Origin of the sequence: Streptomyces sp. NPDC058637 (assembly GCF_042717325.1) — a bacterium.
Classification (GTDB): Bacteria; Actinomycetota; Actinomycetes; order Streptomycetales; family Streptomycetaceae; genus Streptomyces.
In genome coordinates this window covers 1-26,449 of the sequence record NZ_JBHXRD010000020.1, presented here as the reverse complement: position 1 = coordinate 26,449, position 26,449 = coordinate 1, and the positions used below count along the sequence as shown (strand labels likewise).

The 26,449-nt window shown below is 71.5% G+C and carries 16 protein-coding genes and 2 pseudogenes; 6 read left to right on the top strand and 12 right to left on the bottom strand.

Annotated features, from left to right (window positions below; translation table 11 throughout):
• Positions 1 to 373, bottom strand: a pseudogene (locus ACFWVP_RS20970) (hypothetical protein); the annotation flags it as partial.
• A gap of 601 nt (positions 374 to 974) precedes the next feature.
• A complete protein-coding gene (locus ACFWVP_RS20965; protein ID WP_384498643.1) occupies positions 975 to 1,562 on the bottom strand; it encodes a TetR family transcriptional regulator in 588 nt (195 codons plus the stop codon).
• Positions 1,563 to 1,657: 95 nt separating this feature from the next.
• Here ACFWVP_RS20965 and ACFWVP_RS20960 point away from each other — a divergent pair, with 95 nt between their 5' ends.
• On the top strand, positions 1,658 to 2,701 hold the full coding sequence (locus tag ACFWVP_RS20960) for an NAD(P)-dependent alcohol dehydrogenase (protein WP_384498641.1): 1,044 nt from the start codon (positions 1,658 to 1,660) through the stop codon (positions 2,699 to 2,701).
• A gap of 320 nt (positions 2,702 to 3,021) precedes the next feature.
• Complete coding sequence (locus ACFWVP_RS20955; protein ID WP_384498639.1) at positions 3,022 to 5,202, top strand: discoidin domain-containing protein; 2,181 nt, start codon at positions 3,022 to 3,024, stop codon at positions 5,200 to 5,202.
• A gap of 155 nt (positions 5,203 to 5,357) precedes the next feature.
• Here the strand turns inward: ACFWVP_RS20955 and ACFWVP_RS20950 are convergent.
• The 3 genes and pseudogenes from ACFWVP_RS20950 to tkt form a co-directional block, all read right to left on the bottom strand.
• A pseudogene (locus ACFWVP_RS20950) lies at positions 5,358 to 5,848 on the bottom strand (FAD-dependent monooxygenase); the annotation flags it as partial.
• Positions 5,849 to 5,985: 137 nt separating this feature from the next.
• Positions 5,986 to 8,670, bottom strand: a complete 2,685-nt coding sequence (locus ACFWVP_RS20945; RefSeq protein ID WP_384498637.1) for a cellulose binding domain-containing protein — start codon at positions 8,668 to 8,670, stop codon at positions 5,986 to 5,988.
• A gap of 375 nt (positions 8,671 to 9,045) precedes the next feature.
• Complete coding sequence (tkt, locus tag ACFWVP_RS20940) at positions 9,046 to 11,223, bottom strand: transketolase (protein WP_384498635.1); 2,178 nt, start codon at positions 11,221 to 11,223, stop codon at positions 9,046 to 9,048.
• A 292-nt stretch (positions 11,224 to 11,515) separates the two neighbouring features.
• On the opposite strand from tkt, the gene ACFWVP_RS20935 reads away from it, so the two are divergent.
• The gene (locus tag ACFWVP_RS20935; RefSeq protein WP_384498633.1) at positions 11,516 to 13,216 is read left to right on the top strand and encodes a serine/threonine protein kinase; all 1,701 of its coding nucleotides are present in this window, start codon (positions 11,516 to 11,518) and stop codon (positions 13,214 to 13,216) included.
• A 67-nt stretch (positions 13,217 to 13,283) separates the two neighbouring features.
• Here the strand turns inward: ACFWVP_RS20935 and ACFWVP_RS20930 are convergent, their stop codons facing one another.
• Together ACFWVP_RS20930 and ACFWVP_RS20925 are read right to left on the bottom strand one after the other, a co-directional pair.
• Positions 13,284 to 15,548, bottom strand: a complete 2,265-nt coding sequence (locus ACFWVP_RS20930; protein ID WP_384498631.1) for a heavy metal translocating P-type ATPase — start codon at positions 15,546 to 15,548, stop codon at positions 13,284 to 13,286.
• 80 nt (positions 15,549 to 15,628) lie between these two features.
• Positions 15,629 to 15,943 carry a cation transporter gene (locus ACFWVP_RS20925; protein WP_384498630.1) on the bottom strand — a complete coding sequence of 105 codons (315 nt, stop codon included), beginning with the start codon at positions 15,941 to 15,943 and terminating at the stop codon, positions 15,629 to 15,631.
• 174 nt (positions 15,944 to 16,117) lie between these two features.
• On the opposite strand from ACFWVP_RS20925, the gene ACFWVP_RS20920 reads away from it, so the two are divergent.
• A complete protein-coding gene (locus ACFWVP_RS20920; RefSeq protein ID WP_384498628.1) occupies positions 16,118 to 17,080 on the top strand; it encodes a hypothetical protein in 963 nt (320 codons plus the stop codon).
• Between the two features lie 57 nt (positions 17,081 to 17,137).
• Here the strand turns inward: ACFWVP_RS20920 and ACFWVP_RS20915 are convergent, their stop codons facing one another.
• From ACFWVP_RS20915 to ACFWVP_RS20905, 3 genes are all read right to left on the bottom strand, one after another.
• Positions 17,138 to 17,302 (bottom strand): SDR family oxidoreductase, encoded by a 165-nt coding sequence (locus ACFWVP_RS20915; protein ID WP_384498626.1) that lies wholly within the window; start codon positions 17,300 to 17,302, stop codon positions 17,138 to 17,140.
• Between the two features lie 247 nt (positions 17,303 to 17,549).
• Positions 17,550 to 17,783 (bottom strand): oxidoreductase C-terminal domain-containing protein, encoded by a 234-nt coding sequence (locus tag ACFWVP_RS20910; RefSeq protein ID WP_384498624.1) that lies wholly within the window; start codon positions 17,781 to 17,783, stop codon positions 17,550 to 17,552.
• Positions 17,784 to 18,178: 395 nt separating this feature from the next.
• Complete coding sequence (locus ACFWVP_RS20905; RefSeq protein ID WP_384498623.1) at positions 18,179 to 18,307, bottom strand: hypothetical protein; 129 nt, start codon at positions 18,305 to 18,307, stop codon at positions 18,179 to 18,181.
• A 543-nt stretch (positions 18,308 to 18,850) separates the two neighbouring features.
• On the opposite strand from ACFWVP_RS20905, the gene ACFWVP_RS20900 reads away from it, so the two are divergent.
• A complete protein-coding gene (locus tag ACFWVP_RS20900) occupies positions 18,851 to 21,061 on the top strand; it encodes a HelD family protein (RefSeq protein WP_384498826.1) in 2,211 nt (736 codons plus the stop codon).
• A 45-nt stretch (positions 21,062 to 21,106) separates the two neighbouring features.
• Here ACFWVP_RS20900 and ACFWVP_RS20895 read toward each other — a convergent pair whose 3' ends face one another.
• Positions 21,107 to 22,597 carry an FG-GAP repeat protein gene (locus ACFWVP_RS20895; RefSeq protein WP_384498621.1) on the bottom strand — a complete coding sequence of 497 codons (1,491 nt, stop codon included), beginning with the start codon at positions 22,595 to 22,597 and terminating at the stop codon, positions 21,107 to 21,109.
• Between the two features lie 175 nt (positions 22,598 to 22,772).
• On the opposite strand from ACFWVP_RS20895, the gene ACFWVP_RS20890 reads away from it, so the two are divergent.
• Positions 22,773 to 22,949: a hypothetical protein gene (locus ACFWVP_RS20890; protein WP_384498620.1), complete on the top strand. Its 177-nt coding sequence runs from the start codon at positions 22,773 to 22,775 to the stop codon at positions 22,947 to 22,949.
• A gap of 20 nt (positions 22,950 to 22,969) precedes the next feature.
• On the opposite strand, the gene ACFWVP_RS20885 is transcribed toward ACFWVP_RS20890, so the two are convergent.
• On the bottom strand, positions 22,970 to 26,365 hold the full coding sequence (locus tag ACFWVP_RS20885; RefSeq protein ID WP_384498618.1) for a CARDB domain-containing protein: 3,396 nt from the start codon (positions 26,363 to 26,365) through the stop codon (positions 22,970 to 22,972).
• Positions 26,366 to 26,449: the final 84 nt, after the last annotated feature.

Below are 26,449 nucleotides of genomic sequence, written 5' to 3'. Positions count from 1 at the left end.
AGTCATCCGCCGTGATGCCGGCCAGCGCACCACCACCGGTGTGCACACCGCCCTCGGGCTTCTCGTGCTTCCACGACTCGGACTTCTCACGGTCCGCGTTGTCGCCCGTCGCGGACTCGGACTCCTTGTCCTTCTGCCAGTCGTCCGCCGTGATGCCGGCCAGCGCACCACCACCGGTGTGCACACCGCCCTCGGGCTTGTCGTGCTTCCAGGAGTCCGGCTTCTCACGGTCGTCGTTGTTGCTGCTGCTGGAGGAGGATCCGCTGTCCTTGTCCCAGCCGTCTGCCGAGGTCACGGCGTATGCGGCGGGGACGGAGACCGCGAGGACCGCCGTGACGGCGGCCGATGCGAACAGGGTGCGGGCAGAGCGCATGGATACACAGTCCTTTCGCCACCCCTGCGACGGCCGGCTGGTTGTCGGCTCATCGGATCACAGGTGCGACGTGATCCACCGTCAGCCGGAATTCCGCTTCCCACCACCGGAGAGCACCGCATTCGAGCGATGCCATGGGCCCATCGTGTGACTGCGGGCCGGATGTCACCCGTTGGAGGGCACGCCACGCCGAGAGGAGGTTTGCGCGGCCATGATCACGGGAGGGTCCTTCCTCGCGGGGCTTCCCGCTCCCGGGCCCGGGCGTCTCACCCGGCAGCCGACACCCCGCCTCGGCGTGTCGTGGTGAGCATGCGTCACGAGGGCTGTTCGTGGCCTGCGAGGTTCGTCCGCGCGGCCAACTGAGATGACCGGTCGCGCCACTCGTGGTCCGCGGCACGGAACACGTTCGGCCGGGCGCACCCCCTCCACGCACCACGCCCGGCCCGGAACACCCCTCCGCGCATAACGCCCGGGACCGAAACCTTCCGGCAACACGCCCGGCCCGGCGCAACCCCTTCCCGCACCAGGCCCGGCCCGGAACCTCCGCGCGCACCACGCCCGGCCGGATGTCGCGGCGCGCAACGGCACCGCCCCCGCTCCGTCAGTCCGCCACCACCGCACGGCGGACACTCTCGCGGAGCAGGGCGCGGCGCTGTTCGTGCACTTCGGGGGGCTCGTCGGCGGTCGCCGCGTAGACGTTGCTGACCGGCGACCAGGCCATGGACATGGCGATGACCATGGCCATCACGTCGAACGGGTCCCCCTGACGCACCAGACCGGCCGACTGGGCTTCGGCGATGGCGCGCAGCTTGAGGTCGTCGAGGCGGTCGGGGTCTTCCACCAGGTGCCCGCTCGGCCGTCGCTCCAGGCGGGCCCAGGTGGCCAGCCGGATGAGGTCGGGGCGGCGGAGGTACTCGTCGTAGAGGCGTACGGCCCAGTCCGCGAGGTCGGCGGCGTCGATCGGGGCGACGTTCATGATCCGTTCGAGGGAGCCGAAGAAGATGGCGTCGAAGAGGCCGTCCTTGTTGCCGAAGTAGGCGTAGAGCTGCGCCTTGTTGCTGCGCGCGGCGGCCACGATCCGCTCGATGCGCGCACCGGCGATCCCGTGCTCGGCGAATTCCTGGGTCGCCACGTCGAGGATGCGCCGGTACGTCGCCGCTCCGCGCGGGGTCAGGGGCTGGTCTGCCATGCGTTCACGCTACCAAACAGAACAGTTGGTTTGCCTGGCGGCCCCGATGCCCCTACCTTGAAATAGACAGAACAGTCTGTTTAAGGAGTTGCACTGTGCGGACAACAACCGGCTGGCAGGCGGACGGGGCGACGGCACCCTTGCGGCGGGCGTCGCTGACGCGGCGAGACCTGCGCCCCGACGACCTCGCGGTCCGGGTCGACTACTGCGGCGTGTGCCACACCGATCTGCACGCCGTCCACACCCATGACGTCGAGGCGGGCCCGCCACTGGTGCCGGGGCACGAGTTCACAGGCGTGGTCACCGAGACCGGGCCGGCGGTCACCCGCTTCTCCCCCGGCGATCCCGTCGCGGTCGGCAACATCGTCGATTCGTGCGGCGAGTGCCCGATGTGCGAGGCCGGCCAGGAGAACTTCTGCCACGTCTTCCCGACCCTCACCTACGGGGGCGTCGACCGGCACGACGGATCGACCACCCTGGGTGGCTTCTCCCGCGAATACGTCGTCCGCGACCGGTTCGCGTACGCCCTTCCCATCGGACTGGATCCGGCCGCCGCGGCTCCACTGCTCTGCGCCGGGATCACCGTCTGGGAACCCCTGCGCGCCCTCGGCGTCGGGCCGGGCAGCCGTGTCGCCGTGGTGGGGCTGGGCGGCCTGGGCCATCTCGCGGTCAAGATCGCGGTGGCGCTCGGCGCCGACACCTCTGTCATCAGCCGCTCCCCGGACAAGGCCGACGACGCCCGCCGTCTCGGCGCCCACGCCCTCATCGTCTCCACGGACCCGGAGCAGATGAAGGAGGCCCGTGACAGCTTCGACGTCGTCATCGACACCGTTTCCGCCCCGCACGACCTCGGCCCGTACCTCCGCCTGGTCGCCATGGACGGCACGCTCAGCCAGCTCGGGTATCTCGGGCCCGTCACCGTGGAGACCATGGACCTGCTCGGGGGGCGCAAGAAGCTCAGCTCGGCGGGCAGCGGCGGCAGGCCCGCGACCGCCGCCATGCTGGATTTCTGCGCCGCGCACGGCATCACCGCGGACATCGAGCTGCTCCCCTCGGCACGGGTGAACGAAGCCCTCGACCGCCTCGGGAACAACGACGTCCGCTACCGCTTCGTACTCGACATGTCCGACCTGGGGTAGCTCACTGCGGGCCGTGGCCGACCTGGGGTGAGCTCACGGCCTGCCGTGACCAGGAGCGGCACCCGGACCGCCCCGGCCGCTCCGTCACTTCCTGAAAAGACGGCGCGCCAGATCTCACGTCCCGGCATCGAGGAGGTCGAACCTAAAGGGCTGATCGCAGCGGAGATTCCATCAGTTCTTGTCGTCAACAGGACCTGAGGCATCTGCTGTTGCACATCTCTTGACGCGTTCGTAACAAGGGTGGAGTATCTGCCGCAGCCAGAGAGCGCTCTCTCCGGCTGTGCGCGTCGTGTACCCGCCTCACGGCCCAGGAGACCCCCATGTACGCACCCCCTTTGTTCCACCGCCCCGTCCCCTCACCGCGCGGAAGACGCGGCGGTGTACTGGCCGTCGTCGCCGGACTCGTCCTCTCGCTCCTCGCGTTCGTCCCCACGACGTCCGCGAGCGCGGCACCGTCGCTGTTGTCCCAAGGCAAGACGGTCACCGCCTCCAGTCAGGAGAACGGCGGCACCCCCGCAGGCTCGGCCGTCGACGGAAACAACGGCACCCGGTGGGCGAGCGCCTTCGCCGATCCTCAGTGGATCAAGGTCGACCTCGGGGCCGCCGCCTCGGTGAGCCAGATCGTCCTGCGGTGGGAGGCGGCCTACGGGACCGCCTACCGGATCGAGTTCTCCTCCGACAACAGCACCTGGAGCACCGCCTACTCGACCACCACGGGCCCCGGCGGCACGGAGACGCTCAACGTCTCCGGCACCGCACGCTACGTCCGGCTGACCGGCACCGCCCGGGCCACCGGATACGGCTATTCCCTCTGGGAGTTCCAGGTGTTCGGCACGACGGGCGGGGGCGACCCGCAGATCCCCGGTGGTGGTGACCTCGGTCCCAACGTCCTGGTCTTCGACCCGTCGACGCCCAACATCCAGGGCAAGGTCGACGAGATCTTCAGGAAGCAGGAGTCGGCCCAGTTCGGGACCGATCGCTACGCCCTCATGTTCAAGCCGGGCACCTACAACAACATCAATGCCCAGATCGGCTTCTACACCTCGATCGCCGGACTCGGCCTCAAGCCCGACGACACCACCTTCAACGGCGACGTGACCGTCGACGCCGGCTGGTTCAACGGCAACGCCACGCAGAACTTCTGGCGCTCCGCCGAGAACCTCGCCCTCAACCCCGTCAGCGGCACCAACCGCTGGGCCGTCTCCCAGGCCGCCCCCTTCCGCCGCATGCACGTCAAGGGCGGACTCAACCTCGCCCCCGACGGCTACGGCTGGGCCAGTGGCGGTTACATCGCCGACAGCAAGATCGACGGTCAGGTCGCCCCCTACTCCCAGCAGCAGTGGTACACCCGCGACAGCACCATCGGCAGCTGGGGCAACGGCGTCTGGAACATGACCTTCTCCGGCGTCGAAGGCGCCCCCGCGCAAAGCTTCCCCGAGCCCCCCTACACCACCCTGGCAACCACCCCGGTCTCCCGCGAGAAGCCCTTCCTCTACCTCGACGGCAACGACTACAAGGTCTTCGTCCCCGCCAAGCGCACCAACGCCCGCGGCGTCTCCTGGAACGGCACCCCCCAGGGCGAGTCCATCCCGCTGAGCCAGTTCTACGTGGTCAAGTCCGGTGCCACGGCGCAGACCATCAACGCGGCGGTACGCCAGGGGCTGCACCTGCTGTTCACCCCGGGCGTTTACCACGTGAACGAGGCCATCGAGATCAACCGCGCCAACACGGTCGCACTCGGTCTGGGCCTGGCCACGATCATCCCGGACAACGGCGTGACCGCGATCAAGGTCGGCGACGTCGACGGCGTCAAGCTGGCCGGTCTCCTCGTCGACGCCGGTACGCAGAACTCCTCGGTGCTCGTCCAGGTGGGCCCCGAGGGCGCGTCGGCCGACCACTCGGCGAACCCGACCTCGCTCCAGGACGTGTTCGTCCGGGTCGGCGGAGCGGGTGCCGGCAAGGCGACCACCGGCATGGTGATCAACAGCGACGACACGATCATCGACCACACCTGGCTCTGGCGTGCCGACCACGGCGAAGGAGTCGGCTGGGAGACCAACCGGTCCGACTACGGTCTCCGGGTGAATGGTGACGACGTCCTGGCCACCGGCCTGTTCGTCGAGCACTTCAACAAGTACGACGTCCAGTGGTACGGCGAGAACGGCAGGACGATCTTCTTCCAGAACGAGAAGGCCTACGACGCCCCCAACCAGGCCGCCATCCAGAACGGCGACATCAAGGGTTACGCCGCCTACAAGGTCGGTGACTCGGTGACGACCCACGAGGGCTGGGGCATGGGCAGCTACTGCTACTTCAACGTGGATCCGACGATCCGTCAGCAGCACGGATTCCAGGCCCCGGTGAAGCCCGGCGTCAAGTTCCACGACCTGCTCGTCGTGTCACTCGGCGGCCAGGGGCAGTACGAGCACGTCATCAACAACACCGGAGCCCCCACCTCCGGTACGTCGACCATCCCGTCCCAGGTGGTGTCCTTTCCCTGAGACGGGGTGAGGTGAGCTGAATCTCACTCACCGTACGGCGCGGGGCCCGGCAGTCGGTCACTGCCGGGCCCCGCGTCACGTCCGAAGAGCATGTGCAGATGGGTACACAGCTCGGGACCGGTCGCCGGGGTGGACCGCAGTCCGAGGTATCCGTCCGGCCCGACGACGGGGCTGCCCCGGTAGCCGACCAGGAGCTGGGCCTCCCGGCGCATCATCGTCTCCGGGTCGTCGGCATCGGATCCGATGCCGCTCCGTGCGTGACGGACCGTCCGCCGGACGACTTCCTCGCCGACGGGGTGACGCTCGGCGTGGTAGCTCGCCAGCAGCCCCTCGCCGGCCCGGCCGCACACGGCGGCGGCCGGCTTCCACGCCAGGTTGCAGGCGTCCTGGACGCCGGTGTTCATGCCTTGGGCGCCCGTGGGCGGATGGATGTGCGCGGCGTCCCCCGCGACGAACACCCGCCCGTGCCCGTAACGGTCCACCAGGCGGTGACTGATGCGGAAGACGAGGACCAGCGCAGTGAGGTGGCGGTCGTGGGCCGGGGCGACAGCCGGTCGAGCACCGCGACGACACGGCGCGCGAGGCCCCGGCGGCTCAGCTCGGACGCGGCGGTCAGACCGACCGGACCCGCTCCCGCGACCAGCACGTCGACGTCGACCACGGGTGCCTCCCAGGCGAAGTGCGTCCACTCCGATGCAGCGCGCAGGGGGCGTCGTGTCCATTTCGGGCGAACCCCGCGGCTCCGGCACGGGAGGGGCCGCCTCCCGCGCCGGTCCGCGTGCGTCAGCCGACGGTGCAGGCCTCACCGCCCAGCGTGAACGCCGCCGGTTCGGTGTTGGCGCCCGTCCAGCTGCCCGAGAAGCCGAAGCCCGCCGTGGAGCCGGCCGCCACCTTGCCGTTCCAGCCCGCGTTCGTGGCCGTCACCTTCGCCCCGTCCTGCCGCGAGGTGGCGTTCCACATCTGCGTGACCTTCTGCCCGTCGGGGAACGACCAGCCGAGCTGCCAGCCGTCGTAGGCCGTGGCCCCGGTGTTGGTGACCGTCACATCGGCCTGGAAGCCGCCGGACCACTGGTTGGTCACCTTGTAGGTCACCGAGCAGTCGGCATCGGCCGGGGGCTCCTCCGGGTCCGTGCCTCCCCCTCCGGTGTCCGAGGACTCGCCCACCTGGATCCCGCGACCGTTGGTGGAGACGTACACCCGCCCGTAGACCCGCGGGTCGCCGGTGATCGCGGCACCCGTCCAGCCCCACTGGTGCGCGTCGTCGTTGATCCGGGTCCAGCTCGCACCGGCGTCCGTGGACCGGAAGATGCCGCGCACCCCGCCGATCTTCGCGCTGACGAAGACGGTCCGGTAGGAGGCGCCCGCGGCGGCCTTGCCGAAGCCCACGCTGTCCGCCTGTTCCACGCCGGAGAACCTGGTGAAGCTCGTACCGGAGTCGGTGGAGCGCCACAGTCCGTACGTCCCGGACGCGGTGCCGCCCGCGAGCCAGATGTCGCCCTCGGTCCCGGGCAGGGCCTTGAAGCGGACGTTGCCCTCGGCGGGGAGGTTGTTCGCCCTGGCGGTGAAGGTGGCGCCCCCGTCGGTCGACACGTAGAAGGTGCCGGCCTTGAAGCCGTAGAACTTCTTCGGGTTCTTCCTGTCGGACTCGACCGTGGCCCCGGCCGGGATGCCGGTGGACGCGGTCCAGGAGTTGCCGTAGCCGGTCGTGCGGTGGACGGCCGCGCCGTCCGGGCTCCAGACGAATCCGCTGCCGTCCGCAGCCGCGGCGACCGTGCCCCCGCCGGTGACGCCGGAGGGCTCGGAGGCCTGGAACCAGTTGGCCCCGTTGTCGGTCGAGAATCCGATGTGCGGGGCGGCGTCGGCGTTACCGACCCGCACGACCGTGCCGGGGGACGACTCCGCGAAGTCCAGGCTGGTGGTCGAGTCGAGGTTCGGCGAGGTGAACATCATCGCGGGCACCGCGTCGAGGTCGGTGTGCCGGAAGCCTCCGATGTCACCGAGCGCGCTCAGCAGCGGGGCGCCGGACGGCGGGCTCGCCAGGTCGTTGACGGCCGTCTCCTCCAGCCCCTTCACCATCGGGGTGATCCTGAACTGGCCGCCGGAGTCCCAGGCCGTGAGGTTCTCGGTGCCGTAGACCGTGGCGCCCGTCCCGTACATCATCCGGTTCGAGTCGAAGGGGTCGATCTCCAGCGCCTCCGTCATCCAGCCCAGTTTGGGCGTGGTCTCGGGCGGGGACGGGTTGGCGCCCCAGGAGAGCCAGGGGACGGAGGAGACGTCCTGCGTGTACCGGTTCGCACGGTTGGGGTAACTGGTGTAGTCCCAGGCCTTCGTCCAGGTCGCGCCGCTGTCCGTGGAGCGGAAGATCTGCGTGTCGGGCCACCAGGAGCTGTACGCGGTGGCCATGAGGGTGCCGGACTTCTGCCGGTCCACGGAGAGTCCGCTGAACCCGTGATAGGTGTCCGCCTCCGCGACCGGGCTGACGTCCGTCCACTCACCGGTCCCGGTGGCGTACCGCCAGATGCGCCCCTTGCCGCCGTCGTACGGGCCGCCCGTGTCACTCAGCGTCAGATAGAGGTGACCGGTCGAGGAGTCGAGTACGCCTTTGTGCGCGAGGTATCCGGTCGGCTGGCCGGCGATCCGGGACCAGGTGCCGCCGCCGTCCGTGGAGCGGTAGACGGTGTTCTCCTTGTCGGCGACCCCGACGTAGATGTCCTGCGTGACGCTGCCCGCGCTGCCGGAGCGCTCGTCGAACGTCACCCACACGATGCCCTGGTTGTCGCTGGCGTATCCGCTGGTGTCGGACGGGTCCTGCGCGTAGTTGCCGGGGTTCGGGAAGGCGGTCACCTCCGACCAGGTGACCCCTGAGTCGGTGGACCTCCACAGTCCCTCGCCGCTGGGCGCGCCCAGGTAGAGGACGGAGTTCTTGTTCGGGTCGACGGCGAGCCGCTCCCCCATCCCGCGCCCCGGCATGTTGCCGCCGAGCTTGAAGGGGAGGGGGGCGGCCTTCCAGGAGGCGCCCCGGTCCGAGGAGCGCAGGACCGCTCCGTTCGTCGGGTCCCAGCTGTTGGTGTACGTGCCGACGGCGGCGTACACGTTGTCGGGCTCGGCCGTGTCGGAGGCGAGGCTCACCACACCGGACCAGCCCCACCTGTCCCAGTCGATCCAGTCCAGCAGCGGGGTCCACCGCTTGCCCGTCTGGTCCCAGCGGTAGGCACCGCCGATGTCGGTCCGTGCGTAGGCGAGGTTCTTCTCGGACCGGTTGAAGACGATGCCCGGTACGAAACCGCCGCCGTCGATCCGCGCGTTCTTCCAGGTATAGGTGTCCGCGGCGATCGACACATCGGATGCTTCGGCCGCGGAGGGCGTCTCGTCGGCGCGTGCTGCGGCCGGGCTGCCGGTGATCGACAGTCCGGCGGTCAGGGCGAGTGCCGCCAGTAGGGCGGCGAAGGGTCTGGTGCTCAGGCGCACGGAAGCGTCCTCTCCGAGCTGGACCGCCGCAGCGCGGCGGTACGGGGCTGACACAGAGATGGGAGCGCTCCCATAAGGCACCCCGATGGTAGCGCCGCGCGTCGCCCGGGTGAAGAGTGGTGCAGCCTGTTCATCGGATGAATCCGGCGGCCTCACCCGCACGCACCGTCCGCGCACCGCGGACCGGCGGCCGTCCGCGTCGTTCGCGGGGTCCACGTACAGCGGCACAGCTCCGCCGCGTTTCCGGAGGCCGCGTGACGGGCGGTCACGAAGGGCAGGGCCGTGTCGTCCAGGAGGAGCCGCCCGCCGAGCTCCTCGCGGACACGGGCGGGCAGCTCCATGAACTGGTGCGGCGTCAGACGAGCTGACGGACGCCTACGGCCGTCGCCCGCCCGGCCTCGGGGGCTCCACCGCGTCGCGGATGCTGCCGCGCGCGGCGGCGGCGACGGCTTCGGCGGTGATGCCGAACTGCTCGTAGAGGGTCTGGTAGTCGGCGGACGCCCCGTAGTGCTCCAGGCCGACGATCCGCCCCGCGTCGCCGACGACCTCGCGCCAGCCCTGGCCGACGGCGGCCTCGACACCGACGCGGGCACGCACGTCCGGTGGCAGCACCTCGTCCTGGTAGGACAGCGGTTGCTCGGCGAACCATTCGCGGCAGGGCATCGAGACCACGCGTACGGCCAGTCCCTCGTCGGCCAGCAACCTGCGGGCGTCGAGGGCGATCTGCACCTCCGACCCCGTCGCCACCAGGATCACGTCGGGGGTGCTCGCGGCGTCCACGAGGACGTAGGCGCCGCGGGCCGCCCCCTCGGCCGGGGCGTGGACGCCGTCGGTGCGGTCGAGCACCGGAAGGTTCTGCCGGGTCAGCACCAGTCCGGCGGGGCGGTCGGGGTGTTCCAGGACCGTCCGCCAGCAGACCGTGGTCTCGTTGGCGTCGCCGGGGCGTACGACGTCGAGGCCGGGGATCGCGCGCAGGGCGGCGAGGTGTTCGACGGGCTGGTGGGTGGGGCCGTCCTCGCCGAGCCCGATCGAGTCGTGGGTCCAGACGTAGGTGACGGGCAGTTTCATCAGCGCGGCGAGGCGGACGGCGGGCCGCATGTAGTCGCTGAACGTGAGGAACGTGCCACCGTAGGGGCGGGTGAGGCTCTGCAGGCCGATGCCGTTGAGTACGGCGCCCATGGCGTGTTCGCGGATGCCGAAGTGCAGGGTGCGCCCGTAGGGGCCGCCGGCGAACTCCGAGGTCTGCCGGTCGGACGGGACGAAGGAGGGCTCGCCGTCCATGGTGGTGTTGTTGCTGCCCGCGAGGTCCGCCGAGCCGCCCCACAGTTCGGGCAGCACGGGCGCGAGGGCGGTGAGCACCTCACCGGAAGCCTTGCGGGTGGCCATGCCCTTCGGGTCGGCCGGGAACACCGGCAGGGCGTCGGTCCACCGGTCGGGCAGTTCCTGCTTGCGCAGCCGGTCCAGCAGTGCCGCGCGCCCGGGGTTCGCGGTCCGCCATGTCCCGTAGGCCTGCTGCCAGCGTTCCTTGGCTTCCCTGCCCCGCGCGCCGACCGCCCGGGTGTGGGCGAGGACCTCGTCCTCGACGGGGAAGAACGACTCCGGGTCGAAGCCGAGGAGGCGTTTGGTGCCGGCGACCTCGTCGTCCCCCAGGGCCGCTCCGTGCGCCTTGCCGGTGTTCCGCTTCGTCGGGGCGGGCCACCCGATGATCGTGCGCAGCATGATCAGGGACGGCCGTTCCCGGTCCGCCTTCGCGGCCTCGATCGCGGTGAGCAGGGCGTCGACGTCCTCGACGTAGTCGCCCGTGCGGGTCCAGTCCACGGTCTGCGTGTGCCAGCCGTACGCGGCGTAGCGGGCCGGGACGTCCTCGCTGAAGGAGATGTCGGTGTCGTCCTCGATGGAGATGTGGTTGGAGTCGTAGAACACGACGAGGTTGCCCAGCTGCTGGTGGCCGGCGAGCGAAGAGGCCTCGGACGCGACGCCTTCCATCATGTCGCCGTCGGAGGCCATCACGTACACGTGGTGGTCGAAGGGGCTGGCGCCCGGGGCGGCGTCGGGGTCCAGGAGTCCCCGCTCCCGACGGGCGGCCATGGCCATTCCGACCGCGGCGCCCAGGCCCTGCCCCAGCGGTCCGGTGGTGATCTCGACACCGCGGGTGTGCCGGTACTCCGGATGCCCGGGGGTCGCCGAGCCCCAGGTCCGCAGCGCCTGGAGGTCCTCCTTCTCCAGGCCGTAGCCCGCGAGGTAGAGCTGGATGTAGAGCGTGAGGCTGGTGTGGCCGCAGGAGAGTACGAAGCGGTCCCTGCCGAGCCACTGGTCGTCGCCCGGATCGTGCCGCATGACCTGTTGGAACAGCAGATAGGCGAGCGGGGCGAGGCTCATCGCCGTACCGGGATGTCCGTTGCCGGTCCTCTGCACGGCGTCGGCGGCCAGTACGCGTACGGTGTCGACCGCCCGCACGTCCAGTGCGCTCCAGCCGGCCCGGTCCGCCACCGGCAGGGCGAGGGCGGGGTCGCGCGGTGGGGTGCTGACGGAGGAGGATCGCTCGGGCGCCATGGTGTGTCTCCCTCGGGTGTCGCTTGCCGGTGCGTACGGTCCGGGCCCCGCCGCCGGTCCCCCTAGGCATCCTCGGTTCGTTCGCCGCCCTTCGCATCCCGGGGCGGGAGCGCGGGCGCGGTACGGTCGCCGGACTGCGGGGAACTCGCGAAGCGGGCCCGGACGGCGCGTACCCGCTCCCGCTCCAGGCATCCGGGGATGTGCCCGGCCGGTCGGAGCGGTCCGCGCGGGGTGCCTGCCGATTCCGGGACGCCGGGTCCGACGGGTGCTCGGATATGGCACAGTCGTGCCGGTGGATGATCTGCGGCCCCAGGATCCCTCGCGCATGGGCGCGTACCGGCTACTCGCCCGTCTCGGCGCCGGCGGAATGGGACAGGTGTACCTCGGCCGGTCGCCGGGCGGGCGGCTGGTGGCCGTGAAGGTGATCCGCGACGAGATCAGTGACCATCCCGAGGCGCTGACCCGGTTCAGGCGTGAGGCCGCGACCGTGGAGACGGTACGCAGCGCGTACACCGCCCAGCTGATCGAGGCGTCCCTCGACGCGTCCCCCTACTGGCTGGCCACCGAGTACGTGGCGGGGCCGACACTGCGCGGGGCGGTGGAGGCGGGCGGGCCGTTCCCGCCGGACAGCGCCCTGCGGCTGCTCGCCGCGCTCGCCGAGGGGCTGGCGGCGGTCCATGTCCACGGGGTCATCCACCGGGACCTCAAGCCGCAGAACGTGATCCTCTCGCCGCAGGGGCCGCAGCTGATCGACTTCGGGATCGCCCGGGGGCTCGACCAGACCTTCATCACCGGGGAGGGGATGGCGACGGGGACGCCCGGGTTCGCGGCGCCCGAGGTGATCCTGCGGAACGAGGCCGGTCCGGCGGCGGACGTCTTCGCCCTGGGCGCGACGCTCGCGTACACGGTCACCGGCCGGCCCCCGTACGGTTTCGGTGATCCGTCGGTGGTGAGCTACCGGGCGGTGCACGAGGACATCGACCTGGCGGGGGTGCGGCCCGCGCTCGCCGAGCTGATCCGGGAGTGTGTCGCCAAGGCCCCGGCGGACCGGCCGGATCCGGCGACGTTGATCGCACGGTGCGCGGTGGACTCGGCGCTGGCGACGGACCCCCACTACCGCGCGCTGGTCCGGGGTGACGGCCCCGCCCCCGTACGCGAGGCGGCAAGCACCGAGGGCCTGGAGCGGGCGGACGGCACGGCGGAACGGGCGGGACGCGGCGAGGCGGCCGTTCCCCCGCAGGCTCCCACGCCGTACGACGGTCCAAACGCCTCGCCGCGTCCCGCCCGCCGCAGAGGGTTCGGGCTCACGGCCTGCGCGGTCGTGCTCGCCGCCGCGGCGCTGGTCTGGCAGCTGACCGACCCGGACGGCGGGTCGGCCGGTGGCGCGCGGGGTTCGGGCACGTCGGGCACGTCCTCGGCCGCCCCCTCGCCCGGCAGCACCGCCCCGTCCGCTCCGGCCGGGCCCCCGGACCACATCCTGAACGACCGTGTCTCCAAGGACCGCTGGACCCTGTCGGACGATCCGGGCCAGGCGGCCTTCCTCGCGGGCTCGTGCGACACGGCGGACCTCGCGCTGGACCATGTGCCGATGAATCTGGAGTCCAGCGTCTCGCACACCACCGGAACGGACACCGCCACGGTGACGCTGCGCCCCAAGGGGTCCGGGAAGGGTGAACGGCCGGATCCGTACCACCTGGCGGTGGGGGTGCGGCCGCCGCACGAGACGGACCGTGCCACCGGCCGGCCCACCGGGTCGGTCAGCAAGGGCATCGGCTTCACGAGCAAGCCGTTCGACCTCTACTCCCGGTGGTCGTCCGGCGGCACCATCACACTCAAGTACCCCGACGACTTCCGGGCCCACTTCGGCGGCGACCGGGTCGTCGACGCGATCCCGGTGGGCGACGACAAGGGCGACTGGACGGTGGTGTTCTACCACGTCGAGGGCGGGCCCGAGGATTACACGTCCGTGGTGTGCAACGGCTTCCACGCCTGACCCGTACGAACGGGACAGGGCCGGGGCGGACCGTCGGTCCGCCCCGGCGCCGTACGCCGTGCCGGTGTCAGTCGGCGGCGCGGAAGCCGCGCAGGCGCAGGCTGTTGCCGACGACGAAGACGGAGGAGAAGGCCATGGCCGCTCCGGCGATCATCGGGTTGAGCAGGCCGGCCGCGGCGAGCGGCAGGGCCGCCACGTTGTAGGCGAAGGCCCAGAACAGGTTCGAGCGGATCGTGCCGAGCGTCTTGCGGGAGAGCCGGATCGCGTCGGCCGCGGCCCGCAGGTCTCCGCGGACGAGGGTCAGGTCGCCGGCCTCGATGGCGGCGTCGGCGCCGGTGCCCATCGCGAGCCCGAGGTCGGCCTGGGCGAGCGCGGCCGCGTCGTTGACGCCGTCGCCGACCATGGCGACGCTGTGGCCCTCGGCCTGGAGCCTCTTGACGACGGCCACCTTGTCCTCCGGCATGACCTCGGAGACGACCTCGTCGATCCCGACCTCGGCGGCGACGGATTCGGCGACGGCCCTGTTGTCGCCGGTCAGGAGGATCGGCGTGAGACCCAGTGCGCGCAGCCGCCGGACGGCCTCGGGGCTCGTCTCCTTGACCGCGTCGGCCACCTCCAGGACCGCACGCGCCTCGCCGTCCCAGGCGACGACGACCGCGGTCCTTCCCGCCTTCTCCGCGTCGTCCTTGGCGCGCCGGAGCGGCCCGGGCAGTTCTATGGCCCATTGGGTGAGCAGCTTCTCCCGGCCGACGAGGACCGCGTGGCCGTCGACGACCCCCTGGACACCGAGGCCGGCGATGTTGGCGAAGTCCTCCGGGGCCGGCAGGGGGCCGGCCTTCTCCGAGGCGCCGGCGGCGACGGCCCGGGCGATGGGGTGCTCGGAGGCGTGCTCCAGGGCGCCGGCGAGACGCAGGACCTCCTTCTCGTCCGTGTCCCCCGCCGTGTGCACGCCGACCAGGGTCATCCGTCCGGTGGTGACGGTGCCGGTCTTGTCGAGGACGATGGTGTCCACCTTGCGGGTCGTCTCCAGTACCTCGGGGCCCTTGATCAGGATGCCGAGCTGGGCGCCGCGGCCGGTGCCGACCATGAGGGCGGTCGGGGTGGCCAGGCCGAGTGCGCAGGGGCAGGCGATGATCAGTACGGCGACGGCGGCGGTGAACGCGGCCGTGAGGCCGGCGCCGCCGCCGAGCCAGAAGCCGAGTGTGGCGAGCGCGAGCCCTATGACGACGGGCACGAACACGGCGGAGATCCGGTCGGCGAGGCGCTGGGCCGCGGCCTTGCCGTTCTGCGCGTCCTCGACGAGCTCGGCCATGCGGGCGAGCTGGGTGTCGGCGCCGATCCGGGCGGCCTCGACGACCAGTCGGCCCCCGGCGTTCAGGGTCGCCCCGGTGACGGAGTCGCCGACGGACACCTCGACGGGTACGGACTCGCCGGTGAGCATCGACGCGTCGACGGCGGAGGCCCCCTCGACGACGGTGCCGTCCGTGGCGATCTTCTCCCCGGGCCTCACCAGGAAGCGGTCGCCCACCCGCAACTCAGCGGTGGGGAGGGTGACTTCGGCTCCGTCGCGCAGGAGGGTCACCTCCTTGGCACCGAGCTCCAGGAGCGCCCTGAGCGCGGCACCCGCCTTGCGCTTGGAACGGACCTCGAAGTACCGGCCGGCCAGGATGAAGGCCGTGACGCCCGCCGCGGCCTCCAGATAGATGTTCCCCGAGCCGTCGCCCCGCGCGATGGTGAACTCGAAGGGATGCGTCATGCCGGGTGTGCCGGCCGTGCCGAGGAAGAGCGCCCACAGCGACCACAGGAACGCGGCGCCCGTACCGACCGAGATCAGGGTGTCCATGGTGGCCGCGCCGTGCCGGGCGTTGGTGACGGCGGCACGGTGGAAGGGCCAGGCCGCGTACGTGACGACGGGCGCGGCGAGGGTGAGCGAGAGCCACTGCCAGTATTCGATCTGCAGGGCCGGGACCATCGCCATCGCGATGACGGGAACGGCGAGAACTACCGCGGTGACGAGCCTCTGGCGCAGCGGACGCAGTTCGTCGTCGGCCCGTTCGCCGTCACTCGGTACGGCTGCCGCGCCCTCGCCGTCGTGCCGGGGCGGGGTGGGCTGCCGGGCGGAGTAGCCGGTCGCCTCGACGGTGGCGATCAGGTCCTCGACCGCGATGTCGTCGGCGTAGGTGACCTTCGCCTTCTCGGTGGCGTAGTTGACGGTCGCCTCGACCCCGTCCATGCGGTTGAGCTTCTTCTCGATGCGGGCCGCGCACGAGGCGCAGGTCATGCCGCCGATGGCTAGCTCGACCTGGGCGGCGCCCTGAGTCCTGGTGGTCATTTCCTGCTCCTCGTCGGGACGGGTGGGGCCTGGGCCGTGGATCGGGGCCCAGGCGGCTGCCGTGGGGCGGTGCGCGCCGCTCAGGCGCGGGCGGTCAGCTCGTATCCGGCGTCGTCGACCGCCACGGCGACCGCGGCGTCGTCCGGGGTTCCGGCGGTGGTGACGGTGACCGGGCCGCCGGCGACGTCGACGGACACGACCTCGTCCAGCGCTCCGGCGGACTGTGTGACCGCGGTCCGGCAGTGCCCGCAGGTCATGCCGGACACCCGGTGGACGGTGACGGTGGTGGAACCCTCGCCGACGGTCGCGGTGCCGCCGGTTCCGGTGCCCGTGCGCGTACCGGTATCAATGCCGGTGCCGCTCGTGCGGATGCCTCCGGACGTGGACCAGGACATGGGATCCCCTTCGGATCTTTTATACCCCCGTAGGGTATCTTCTGGATCTCAGATATACCCCCCTCCCGTATTTTTCGCAAGGGCGCCCGGGGAAGTCTCACAGATACCCTATGGGGGTATATTCTCGTGAGTGCGGGGCCCGCCGGGACCCCGCCCGGACCAGGAGGAACAGCCATGAACACCGCCGGGAAGATCACGTCCTTCACCGCAGCACTCGCGGTGTCCTTCGGCGCCGCGTACGGCCTCGGTAGCACGGTGGGCCCCTTGGGCGGCACCGCACCCGCGCCTCGCGCCCACCACACGGCCGGTGCGGAACAGGAAGGGGCGGGGGACGGCGGCGACCACGCGGGATCAGCGGCCGGAGGACTCCAGGTGTCCGAGGCCGGCTACACCCTCGACCTCATGACCCCGCGCCTGAAGACGGCGCAGGAGGGCGAACTGCGCTTCGCCGTACGCGACCGGTCCGGCAGGCCCGTCACCTCGTACCAGCGTGAGCACGACAAGGAGCTGCATCTGATCCTGGCCTCACGCGACCTCGCCACCTACCGGCACCTGCACCCCACCCGGGCCGCCGACGGCACCTGGAGCACCCCGGTCACCCTGCCCGCCGCCGGTGACTACCGGGTCTTCGCGGACTTCACACCGGGCGCGGAGAACGCCCCTGACCTCACCCTGGGCGCCGATCTCGCCGTGGCGGGCACCTACAATCCGGCCGGACCCCCCAAGCCGTCCCGCACCGCCACCGTCGACGGATACACCGTGACCCTGAACGGGGACCTCCGTCCCGGCGTCGCGGAGGACCTCACCTTCGACGTGCGCAAGGGCGGCAAGCCGGTCACCGACCTCGACCCCTACCTCGGCGCCTACGGACACCTCGTAGCCCTGCGCGCCGGTGACCTCGCCTATCTGCACGTCCACCCCGACGGGGCGCCGGGTGACGGCCGCACCGATCCGGGCCCGGCCGTCACCTTCACCGCTACCGCGCCCAGCGCGGCGACGTACCGCCTCTTCCTGGACTTCGAACACGACGGCACCGTCCGCACCGCGGCCTTCACCGTCCGGGCAGGGGCGTCGGCGACCGCTCCGGAGCCGGACGCGTCGACGTCCGGGCACGAGGACGGCGGCCACGGGCACTGAGGCCGGCACCGGAGAACACGGCACGGCCCCGGGCCGGCCGGTGCCCGAACCGTGCGGTCACACGCGGTGGCAGCGGATCCAGGCCGCCTGGCCCCCGTCGACGAGCAGATCGGTGCCGGTGATGTAGCCGGCCCCGGGCCCGCCGAGGAAGGCGACGGCGTCGGCGATCTCCGCCGGTGTCCCGGTGCGGCCGGCACCGCAGTCCTGGAGCATACGGAGCATGCGGTCGCCGGAGGGCGATTCCCGCCTCGGCCTTCGACATGGCCGTGGAGATGACCCCCGGGCTGATGCTGCTGATCCTGGCGCCGCGCAGGTTTCAGGCCGGCGCTGCGGCCTGCACCCGCAGGTGGTTGCCGCGCTTGGACAGGATGTACGCGGCCGGCCGCCTCCTCGCCCACGGCGGTGACGGAGGCGAGCCCGAGCAGGTCCTCGGCCGGTGCGGACGCCGGCAGTGCCTCGTCCTCCCGGCTCAGCGAGGCGTGCGGCATGCCGACGGCGAGCATGCCGGCCAGGCGGTCACCTGTGCGGTAGGCGGCGAGGAAGCGCCGTCCGGCGAGGACCCCTCGACGACCACGGCCTCGTCGTGGCCGCGCAGCCGGCCGTACGCCTGGACCTTCAGCCCGTACCGGTCGGACCAGAGGTAGGGCACCGGCGCGAACGGCCTGCGGGCCAGGGGCTTCAGCAGGTTGCGGGCCGCGGCCATGCCCTGCTCCGAGGCGTGGCGGAGTCCTCGCTGAGGAGCCAGGTGATGGCCGCCGCGAGACGGTCCGGCGGTACGAGGGCCGGCAGGGTGGCCTTCATGACCGGGCCCACCTGCCCGCTCATCGGTCGTCGCGCAGGGGTGCGTGCAGCAGGTCGGGATCGGGCCGGACGGTGCGGGGCTCGCTGCCGTGGCGCGGTCCGGCCGCTGCGCGCGGTGCGGTGGCCTGGGTGACCGGGGCCAGGTCGGTCGCGGAGGGGGATCCGGGGGCGGCCGTCGCACGACCAGGGCCGGGCGCTTTCCTTGCGGTTCTGGAGCGCTTGCGAGTTCTGGAGCGTCTGCTGGGTGACGGTCGGTGTCCCGACCAGGGGGTGGCGCATCTCGTAGTCGGCGACGTCTCAGGCCGCGACCCGGCGATCTGCCCACATCGTGGCGAACTCCTGACTGAACAGGGCGAGTTCGCCGATCAGTGCAGTCAGCGGCGGATCGTCCGGGTGGCGGCCGGCCGCCAGGCGGAGGCTGCCCACCACGGCCCCGGCTGGGCCGGTCGGCGTACAGGTCGCGGATGCGCGCGTCGAGGAACACGAACCTGGCCGTGTTCCGCCGTCGTCCCGGGTCGTCGGGGGCGTCCGGGTCGAGGTGACCGGCGAACAGCGCGTGGCCCTGGCTGTTCCAGACCACGCCCGACACCCTGCGCCGTTCACCGTAGCTCGGCAACCCGACCTCCTCGGGCCGTGGTTGGCCCCTGCGTGCCGGGAGGAAGTCCGCGAGTCGCCCGTGCGTGTCCATGCGACCGGGTATGCGCAGCGTCCCCGGTCCGGGCCTCACCCCGTCGGGGTGGGGATGCGCGGCACCACCCCACCGCGGAGAGCCCCGCGGCGGGGTGGTCGCGGGTTCGCGCGGCCACCGACGGCACAGAGAGAATCCCCGGTCCGCAATTGAGGACCGGGGATTCTTTCGCGTATATTGGGTTCTTCTGTGTGCCCATAGAAAAAGGCCCCACACCGGGGGCCTACAAGAAACAAAATAACCGGCTGGGAGCCATTTTGTCAAACAGGGAAAGCGACGAGTTGCAGAAGGAGCAGGTGTTCGTCGACCGGGTCCATGACCGTGTCGACGTGCTGCGCGGGGTCGCCTCGCACGCGGTCGAGGACGCGTTGACGCCGGTCGGGACCGGCCTGCAGGCGCGTCTGGAACGCGATGTGCTCGTCGCCGAACGCTCAGGCCTGCTGGCCGCCCTCGACGCGGTGGACGGTTCGCTGTGTTTCGGCCGCATCGACCTCTGCGACGGCGCCACGCACCACATCGGCCGGATCGGCATCCGCGAGGACGACACCGCGCACACCCCCCTGCTGATCGACTGGCGCGCCCCTGTCGCCCGCCCCTTCTATCTCGCCACCGGTCACACCCCGATGGGGCTGCGCCGCCGCCGGCACCTCACCACCGAGGGCCGTGCCGTCACCGAGCTGCACGACGAGATCCTCGACCTCGGGGACCGGGAGCGCACCGGTTTCGAGGACCCGAGCGGTGACGCCGTACTGCTCGCCGCCGTGGGGTCCGCCCGCACCGGCCGCATGGGCGACATCGTGCGGACCATCCAGGCGGAGCAGGACCGGATCATCCGCGCCCCGCACCGGGGCGTCCTCGTCGTCGAGGGCGGCCCGGGCACGGGCAAGACCGCGGTCGCGCTGCACCGGGCGGCCTTCCTCCTGTACGAGCACCGTGAGCTGCTCGCCAAGCGCGCCGTCCTGATCGTCGGCCCCAACCCCGCCTTCCTGCGCTACATCGGTGAGGTGCTTCCCTCCCTCGGCGAGACCGGTGTCCTGCTCGCCACCCAGGCGGAGCTCTACCCCGGCGTGCACGCGCGCGGGACCGACACGCCCCGGGCCGCCGCCGTCAAGGGCGGCGAGCACATGGCCGAGGCACTCGCCCTCGCCGTCCGCGACCGGCAGCGGCTGCCCGAGCCCGGCGCCCCGATGGTCGTCACGGTCGACGACGGGGACCTCGTCCTCGACTGGGAGATCGCGTACGAGGCCCGGCAGGCGGCCCGCGACACCCGGCTGCCGCACAACCTCGCCCGCCCGTACTTCACGTTCCGGATCATCGACGCCCTCACGTCGCAGCTCGCCGAGCGCATCGGCGCGGACCCGTACGGCGGCCCCAACTTCCTCGGCCCGGACGACATCGCACTGTTGGGGAAGAGTGTCGCCGTGAGCCAGGAACTGCACGCCGCCGTCGACGAGTTGTGGCCGGTGCTCACCCCGGAGGGGTTCCTCACGGACTTTCTGGCGGAGCCCGTGTACGTACCGGACGAGGACGCCGACGTACTCCGGCGTGCGCCCGGCGACGGGGAGTGGACCCCGGCGGACGTCCCGCTGCTCGACGAGGCGGCCGAACTGCTCGGGACGGACGACAGCGCCGAGCGGGCCGCCGCCGAGGCCGGGCGCCAGGAGCGCATCGCGTACGCGCAGGGCGTCCTGGAGCTGTCGCGGGGCTCGGAGACCTTCGAGTTCGAGGACGAGGAGTCCGAGGTCCTCTCCGCCCACGACATCATCGACGCCGAGCGGATGGCCGACCGGCAGGAGGAGGCCGATCACCGCAGCGCCGCGGAACGTGCCGCCGCCGACCGGACCTGGGCGTTCGGGCACATCATCGTCGACGAGGCGCAGGAGCTGTCGCCGATGGCCTGGCGGCTGCTGATGCGCCGGTCGCCGACCCGGTCGCTGACGCTCGTCGGCGACCCGGCGCAGACCTCCGAGGAAGCCGGGATCGGCTCCTGGGAAAGGATTCTGGAGCCGTACGTCGGCGACCGCTACGAGCACGTCCGGCTCGGTGTCAACTACCGTACGCCCGCCGAGATCATGGACCTCGCCGCCCGGGTCGTCCGCGCCGAGGACCCGTCCTTCGAGCCGCCCGGCTCGGTGCGGTCCACCGGCGAGGCGCCGTGGACCCGCGACGCCGGTGCGGATCTGGCGGGCGCGGTCGCGCGGGCGGTGGCGGAGCTGACGCCCGTGGAAGGACGTCTCGCGGTGATCGCACCGGTCGCGCTCCATGAGGAGATCGCGGCCCCGCTGGACGGGGTCGCGGCCGGTGCCGAGCCCGACCTGACCCGGCCGGTGGTGCTGCTCGCGCCACGTCAGGCGAAGGGGCTCGAATTCGACCATGTGCTGGTGGTGGAGCCGGCCGGGTTCGGGACCAGTGACCTGTACGTGGCGCTGACCCGGGCCACGCAGCGTCTGGGCGTCGTCCACCGGGAGGCGCTGCCCGCGTCGCTGCGCTGACGGCCGCGGGTCCGGCCCGCCGCGCTCAGCGGGGGCGCCGCCGCCTCACTCGTCGATCGCCGCGCCGAAGAGCGCGTCGGCGCCGGACGTGCCGAACGAGCCTCCGCCGTACGACCAGGATCCGGTGCTCACCGTCCCGGTCGTGGACGCGGCGAGCCACCAGACCACGCCGTCCAAGGTGTTCTCGCCCGGTGCGGCGGCCAGAAGTTCGCAGCGGCCGTCGGCGTCCGTGTCGACGAGCCGGACCTGTCCGCCCCAGCGGTCATCCTTCTCCGCCGTGCCGGGCACGCCGGCCGAGCTCTGGTCGAAGGACTTCGCGCCCGCCGCGGTGAGGCCGGCATCCGAGCCGCGCAGTATCCGGACCCCGCCCGCGTCCGCCACGGTGCCGATGTCCTCGCCGGGCACGCCGACGGCCAGGTCGGCGTGTCCGTCGCCGTCGATGTCGGCGAGGGAGACATCGGCGCCGAACGCGTCGCCGAGCTCGGCGGTGCCGGGTACACCGGCGTTGTCCTGGGTCCACACCTGGTCGGGGGTGCCCAGCTCGTTCACGTCGTCCATGCCGTTCGCGGAGCCCAGGTAGACGCCGACGACCCCGCCCGTGAGGGGTTCGTTCCCGTCCTCGGGCTTGTCGGGCCTGCCGTAGACCAGGTCGTCGTAACCGTCGTCGTCGATGTCGCCGGAGGCCGTGGCGGAGCCGCCGGCGAGGTCACGGGCGTAGGCGGGGCCGTCCGCGGCGCCCATGTACAGCGCGGACCGCGGCCGGTAGTCCTCCTCCAGGCTGCTGCCGGACACGAGCAGGTCCGCGTAGCCGTCGCCGTCGTAGTTCCCGGTCGTCAGCGAAGCGGGCCGCATGGAGTCGCGGCCGGGCACACCGGCGGTGCCCAGGCGGCCCGTCCCTTCCAGGGAGCCCGCGGCGTACGTGAACAGCCACGCGCCACCGTGGTCGGCCACGGCGAGGACGTCACCCGGTGTGGCGCCGGAGAGCCGGGCGGCGGCGAGGGCCAGGCCGAACCGGGCGTCCACCGCGGGAGTGCCCGACCCCAGGGTGACGCCGCGCGCGGAGGTCAGCCCGGCCGGGGACCCGTGGAGGACCGTCACCCGGCCCGCGTCGCTCATGGATCCCTCGTCCTCGCCCGGCGCGGCGACGATCGCGTCGTCGTAGCCGTCGGCGTCGAGGTCGCCCGTGGCCACGGCGGTGCCGAAGCCGTCACCGGCCTCGGCGGAGCCCGGGACGCCCGCGGTCGCCTGGCCGAAGACGGCGGTGCGGACCCGGGGGACGCTGGTGGCGGTGCCCATGCCGCTCGCGGCGCCGTACTGGACGGTGACGTAGCCCGCCCCCTTCTTCCCGCCGTCGGTGCCGCCCGGTGCGCCGGTCAGGACGTCGTCGTAGCCGTCGCCGTCGAAGTCGCTGTTGCGGTCGCCGGCGAAGGTGCCACCGGGTGTACCGGCGAATGCGGTGGGCGCGGTGGCGACGGCCGCACCGCTCAGCAGCAGGAACGACGCGGCGGCAACGGCCGTGCAACGTCTGTGGGTCATGGTCTGCTCCCTGTGCGGGTCGGCGGTGGGGCGCGGTCGCAGGTTGGATCCCGCACGCACAGGGGAGGTTGCGGCCCACCGGCCTTTTGTGACAGAGCGGTGACACGTCGGGAATCCGGTCTGCTTCCCGCGATCGGGGGCATACGTCCTGCGACAACCTGAAAGGAGCTGCATCATGCTGGGTATCGCCGCGGCAGTACTGTTCTTCGTCGCTTTCCTGATCAACGCCGCCGACATCTCCACCAACGACGTGTTCACCTCGGTGAACGTCATGCTGATCGGGCTGACTCTGCTGGCCCTGCACGTGGGGGGCGTCGGCGGTGGCCTGCCGAGCCGGGCCCGTCGGCGCTGACCACGCGGTACGGCCCCGGTCTACCTCCGGGTGGCCGCCGGACCGGCGCCGCCGTTGATGACGAACTGTGAACCGGGTTCGATCTCGATGTCACCGTCGGCCGAACCGGTGATGGTCACATCGGTCAGGGTCGCGCTGCCCCGTGCGCCTCCGTGGGCCAGGATCCCGGACCCGTTCACGGAGTTGTCGATGCGGACGTTGGAGATCTTCGCCCCGGGAACGGATCCGCCGCCCGACTTGAACTGGATCCCGTCGTAGGTCGAGTCATGGATGTCGGTGTCGCGGATCGTGACGCCGGGAATGTCCGGGCCGGCCGCGAACAGTGTGATGGCGCCGAACTCCTGGGCCTCGCCCCAGAATGCGCCGCCGGTGCGGTGCAGGGCGTTGTTGGCGATCAGTGTCTCCCCGGAGAAGGGCAACGGGTCGTGGTCGGTCGCCAGCATGATGCCGGGGTAGTTCATCGTGTCGGAGACGATGTTGTTCTCGATCGTGTTGCCGTAACCGCCGTAGACCGCGATGCCGTTGGCTCGCCAGGGCAACTGGATGGTGTTGTTGCGGAAGTGGTTGTCGTGGCCGATGTCCACCGACGGGTTCTTCACGTACTTGCTCGACCAGACGGCCAGCGAGTCGTCGCCGGTGTTCCTGAAGGATGAGTTGAACACCGTCGAGTCGTGGGTGCCGTTCGCGAAGTTGATGCCGTCCGCGTACGTGTTGCGGATCCGCATGCCGGTGAACTCGACGCCCTCGCCGGGTCCCCAGAGCTCGGGGATGTTGTCGTAGTCGCGGCCGACCCAAGCGCCGACGTTCATGTGCTCCATCCACACGTTCGTGATCCTGGTGTCGTCGCCGAAGCGTCCGTTCAGACCGACTCCGCCCTCGGCGTTGCCGTCGCCGCCCCGGATGGTGCCCGACCCGAAGATCGCCAGGTCGGAGATCTTGGTGTTGTCGTCGATGTCGAAACCGAAGTTCCCCTCGTGCGGGTGGTTGATGCCGCCCGCGTCCTGGGGCTGGGTGAGGGTGTACAGCTGGGAGTGCCACATGCCGGCCCCGCGGATCGTGACGTCCCGGATGCCGACCTGGTTGAACTGCCCTCGGTTCAGAGGGTCGTCGGTCAGGATCTTCTGTTCCTGCCGCCACTGCCCCGGCGGGATCCACACACAGCCGATGTCACCGTTCTGGTCGGCCGTCACCGCGCGCTGGATGGCGTCCGTGTCGTCGATCCCGTCGTTCGGGACGGCTCCGTAGGTGGTGATCGAGGTGCATCCGGCCGGCTGGGCGGCCGGGGGCGCGACCTGTTCCAGGTCGACGAGGTCGATGACGTAGAAGGACGCCGAGTCGCCCGCGTCGCGCTGGAGGCGGAATTTCGTGCCGGCCGGATAGGTCCGGCCGAGCAGCGCGTTGGACTCGTCGAACAGCCTGCGGGCGTCCGCCTGCGGCCGGTTGGTCAGGCCCTCCGGGCTGTCCGTGTCACCGTAGAGCCAGCTGTGCTTGGAGGAGAGGGTGAGCTTCCGGGCGAAGGCGCCGTCGATGTACAGGCTGAGCGTGGCCTCCGTCCCGCCGCCACCGGGGGCGTCGGGGATCGAGTTGCGGACCACGATCGAGTTCGACGGCACGGTCGAGGTCACCTCGACGTACTGGCCGGTGGAGTTCAGCCGCACGGACTCGCGGCCCGACGACTCGGTGGCGAAGTTGGTGTGACCGAAGGTGCGCTCCTTGTCGGACTTCAGCAACGTGCCCTGGTAGGCGGCCTGTTCCGCCTCGTACTCGGTGTACGGGACAGCGGCCCCGCGGCCGACCACGACGGCGCGTGAGAAGACGTTGTTGTTCTCGTCGGTCTCGGTGAGGACTCCGGTCGCGTCCGCGGTCGCGGTCAGGTTGGCTCCACCGCTCTTCGCGGTCCAGGTCCCGCTGATGGGCACGGAGACCGTGCCACCGGCGGGAACGGCCCCGGTCGTTCCGTTCAGCGTGGTGGTCTCCACGAGCAGGCGGGTGACTGTGGAGGAACTCACGGCCGTGGTGCCGCGGTTGTGCACGGACACGGTGAAGGTGACGGCAGCACCCACTGCGGGATTCGACGGGCTGGACGTGATGCCGAGCACCTCGAGGTCGGGGCCGGGGCTCTGGCCGACGACGAGCTTCGACGCGGCGGTGCGGCTGTTGTTGCTGTTGTCCTGCTCGACGACCGTGTCGGTCGGGTCGGCCGCGGCGGTGACCGTGTACGTCCCCATCGGCCGCTTACCGACGTCGACCTGCACGGTGGCCGAGGCTCCGGCGGCGAGAGGGCGCACGGCCGCGCTGCCGGCGACCTGGCCCTCCAGGCTGACGTCGACCGTCGTAGCGGCGGCCGCCGCCGTACCGGTGTTGCGTACGGTGGCGTTCACGGTGACGTCGTCCTTCTCGGACGGCGTCGCGGGCGACCAGGTCAGTTCGGAGACGGTCAGGTCGGGGTTGGGCGCGGCGGTGCCGACGACCTGGATCTCGGCGACCTGGGCTCCTGGGGCGCCGGTGTTGGCGAAGAACCTGAGCTGTACGTCCGCGTACCGCCCGCTGACCGGGATCGTCACGGTGTTCTGGTTGCCGGCGGGGCTGAACGCGTAGTCGGCCCGGTCCTTCAGCGAGGTGAATCCCGTGGCCGACTGGGCCCGGCCGAGCACCTGGACGCTCTGGGTGCGGGCCGCCCATGCCTGGTCCGGGGAGAGTCTGACGACGACGGCCTCGATGTCCGCGTCGGCGCCGAGCTTCACCGTCAGGGTCGAGGGATGACCGTTCGACTCCCAGTAGGTGCCGAGCTTGCCGTCGTTGGCGTTGGCGGACACGTACGTCTGGGTGAACGAGGACGCCTCGATGGGCTTGTTCAGCGCCAGGTTTGAGCCCTCCGAGGCGGGCGGGCCGGGATCGTCGCCGTCCTGGCCGTAGACCTCGACCTGGGAGAGCTGTGCGGCGTTCCAGCCGGTGTTGGCGGTCACCTGCACACGGATGTACCGCGCCTGCTTCGCGGCGAAGCCGACGGTGACGGTGTTGCCCGTCTCCGGGCCGAACTCCCTTGCGGCCGAGGCGGCCAGGGCGCTGAAGCTGCTCCCGTCCGTGCTGCCCTGGACGGCGAGTGTCTGGGTCCGCGCCTCCCATGTGGTCGGCAGGCTCAGGACCACCCGGTCGACGTCGAACTGGTTGCCGAGGTCGATCCGGACCCACTGGGGGAAGCTTCCGGGGCTCTCCCAGTACGTCTGCCGACTGCCGTCGGTGACGTTCGACGCCGGGTAGGCGCCGTGCGACCCGCTGGTCGTCACCTGCTTACCGAGGGCCAGGTCGGGGGCCGGGGCCGCCGCCGAGGCGGGGGCCGGCAGGAGGCCGACGGTCATCAGTGCGGCGGTCACCGCACCGACGGCGAACCGCCGTCCGAGTTGCTTCCATCTCATGCTGTCCTCAGTTCCGTGGGGCCGCGGGACCGGGAGGGCACGGCGACGCGTCGTCGGCCGCACGGCGCGTACGGCGCCGTGCGG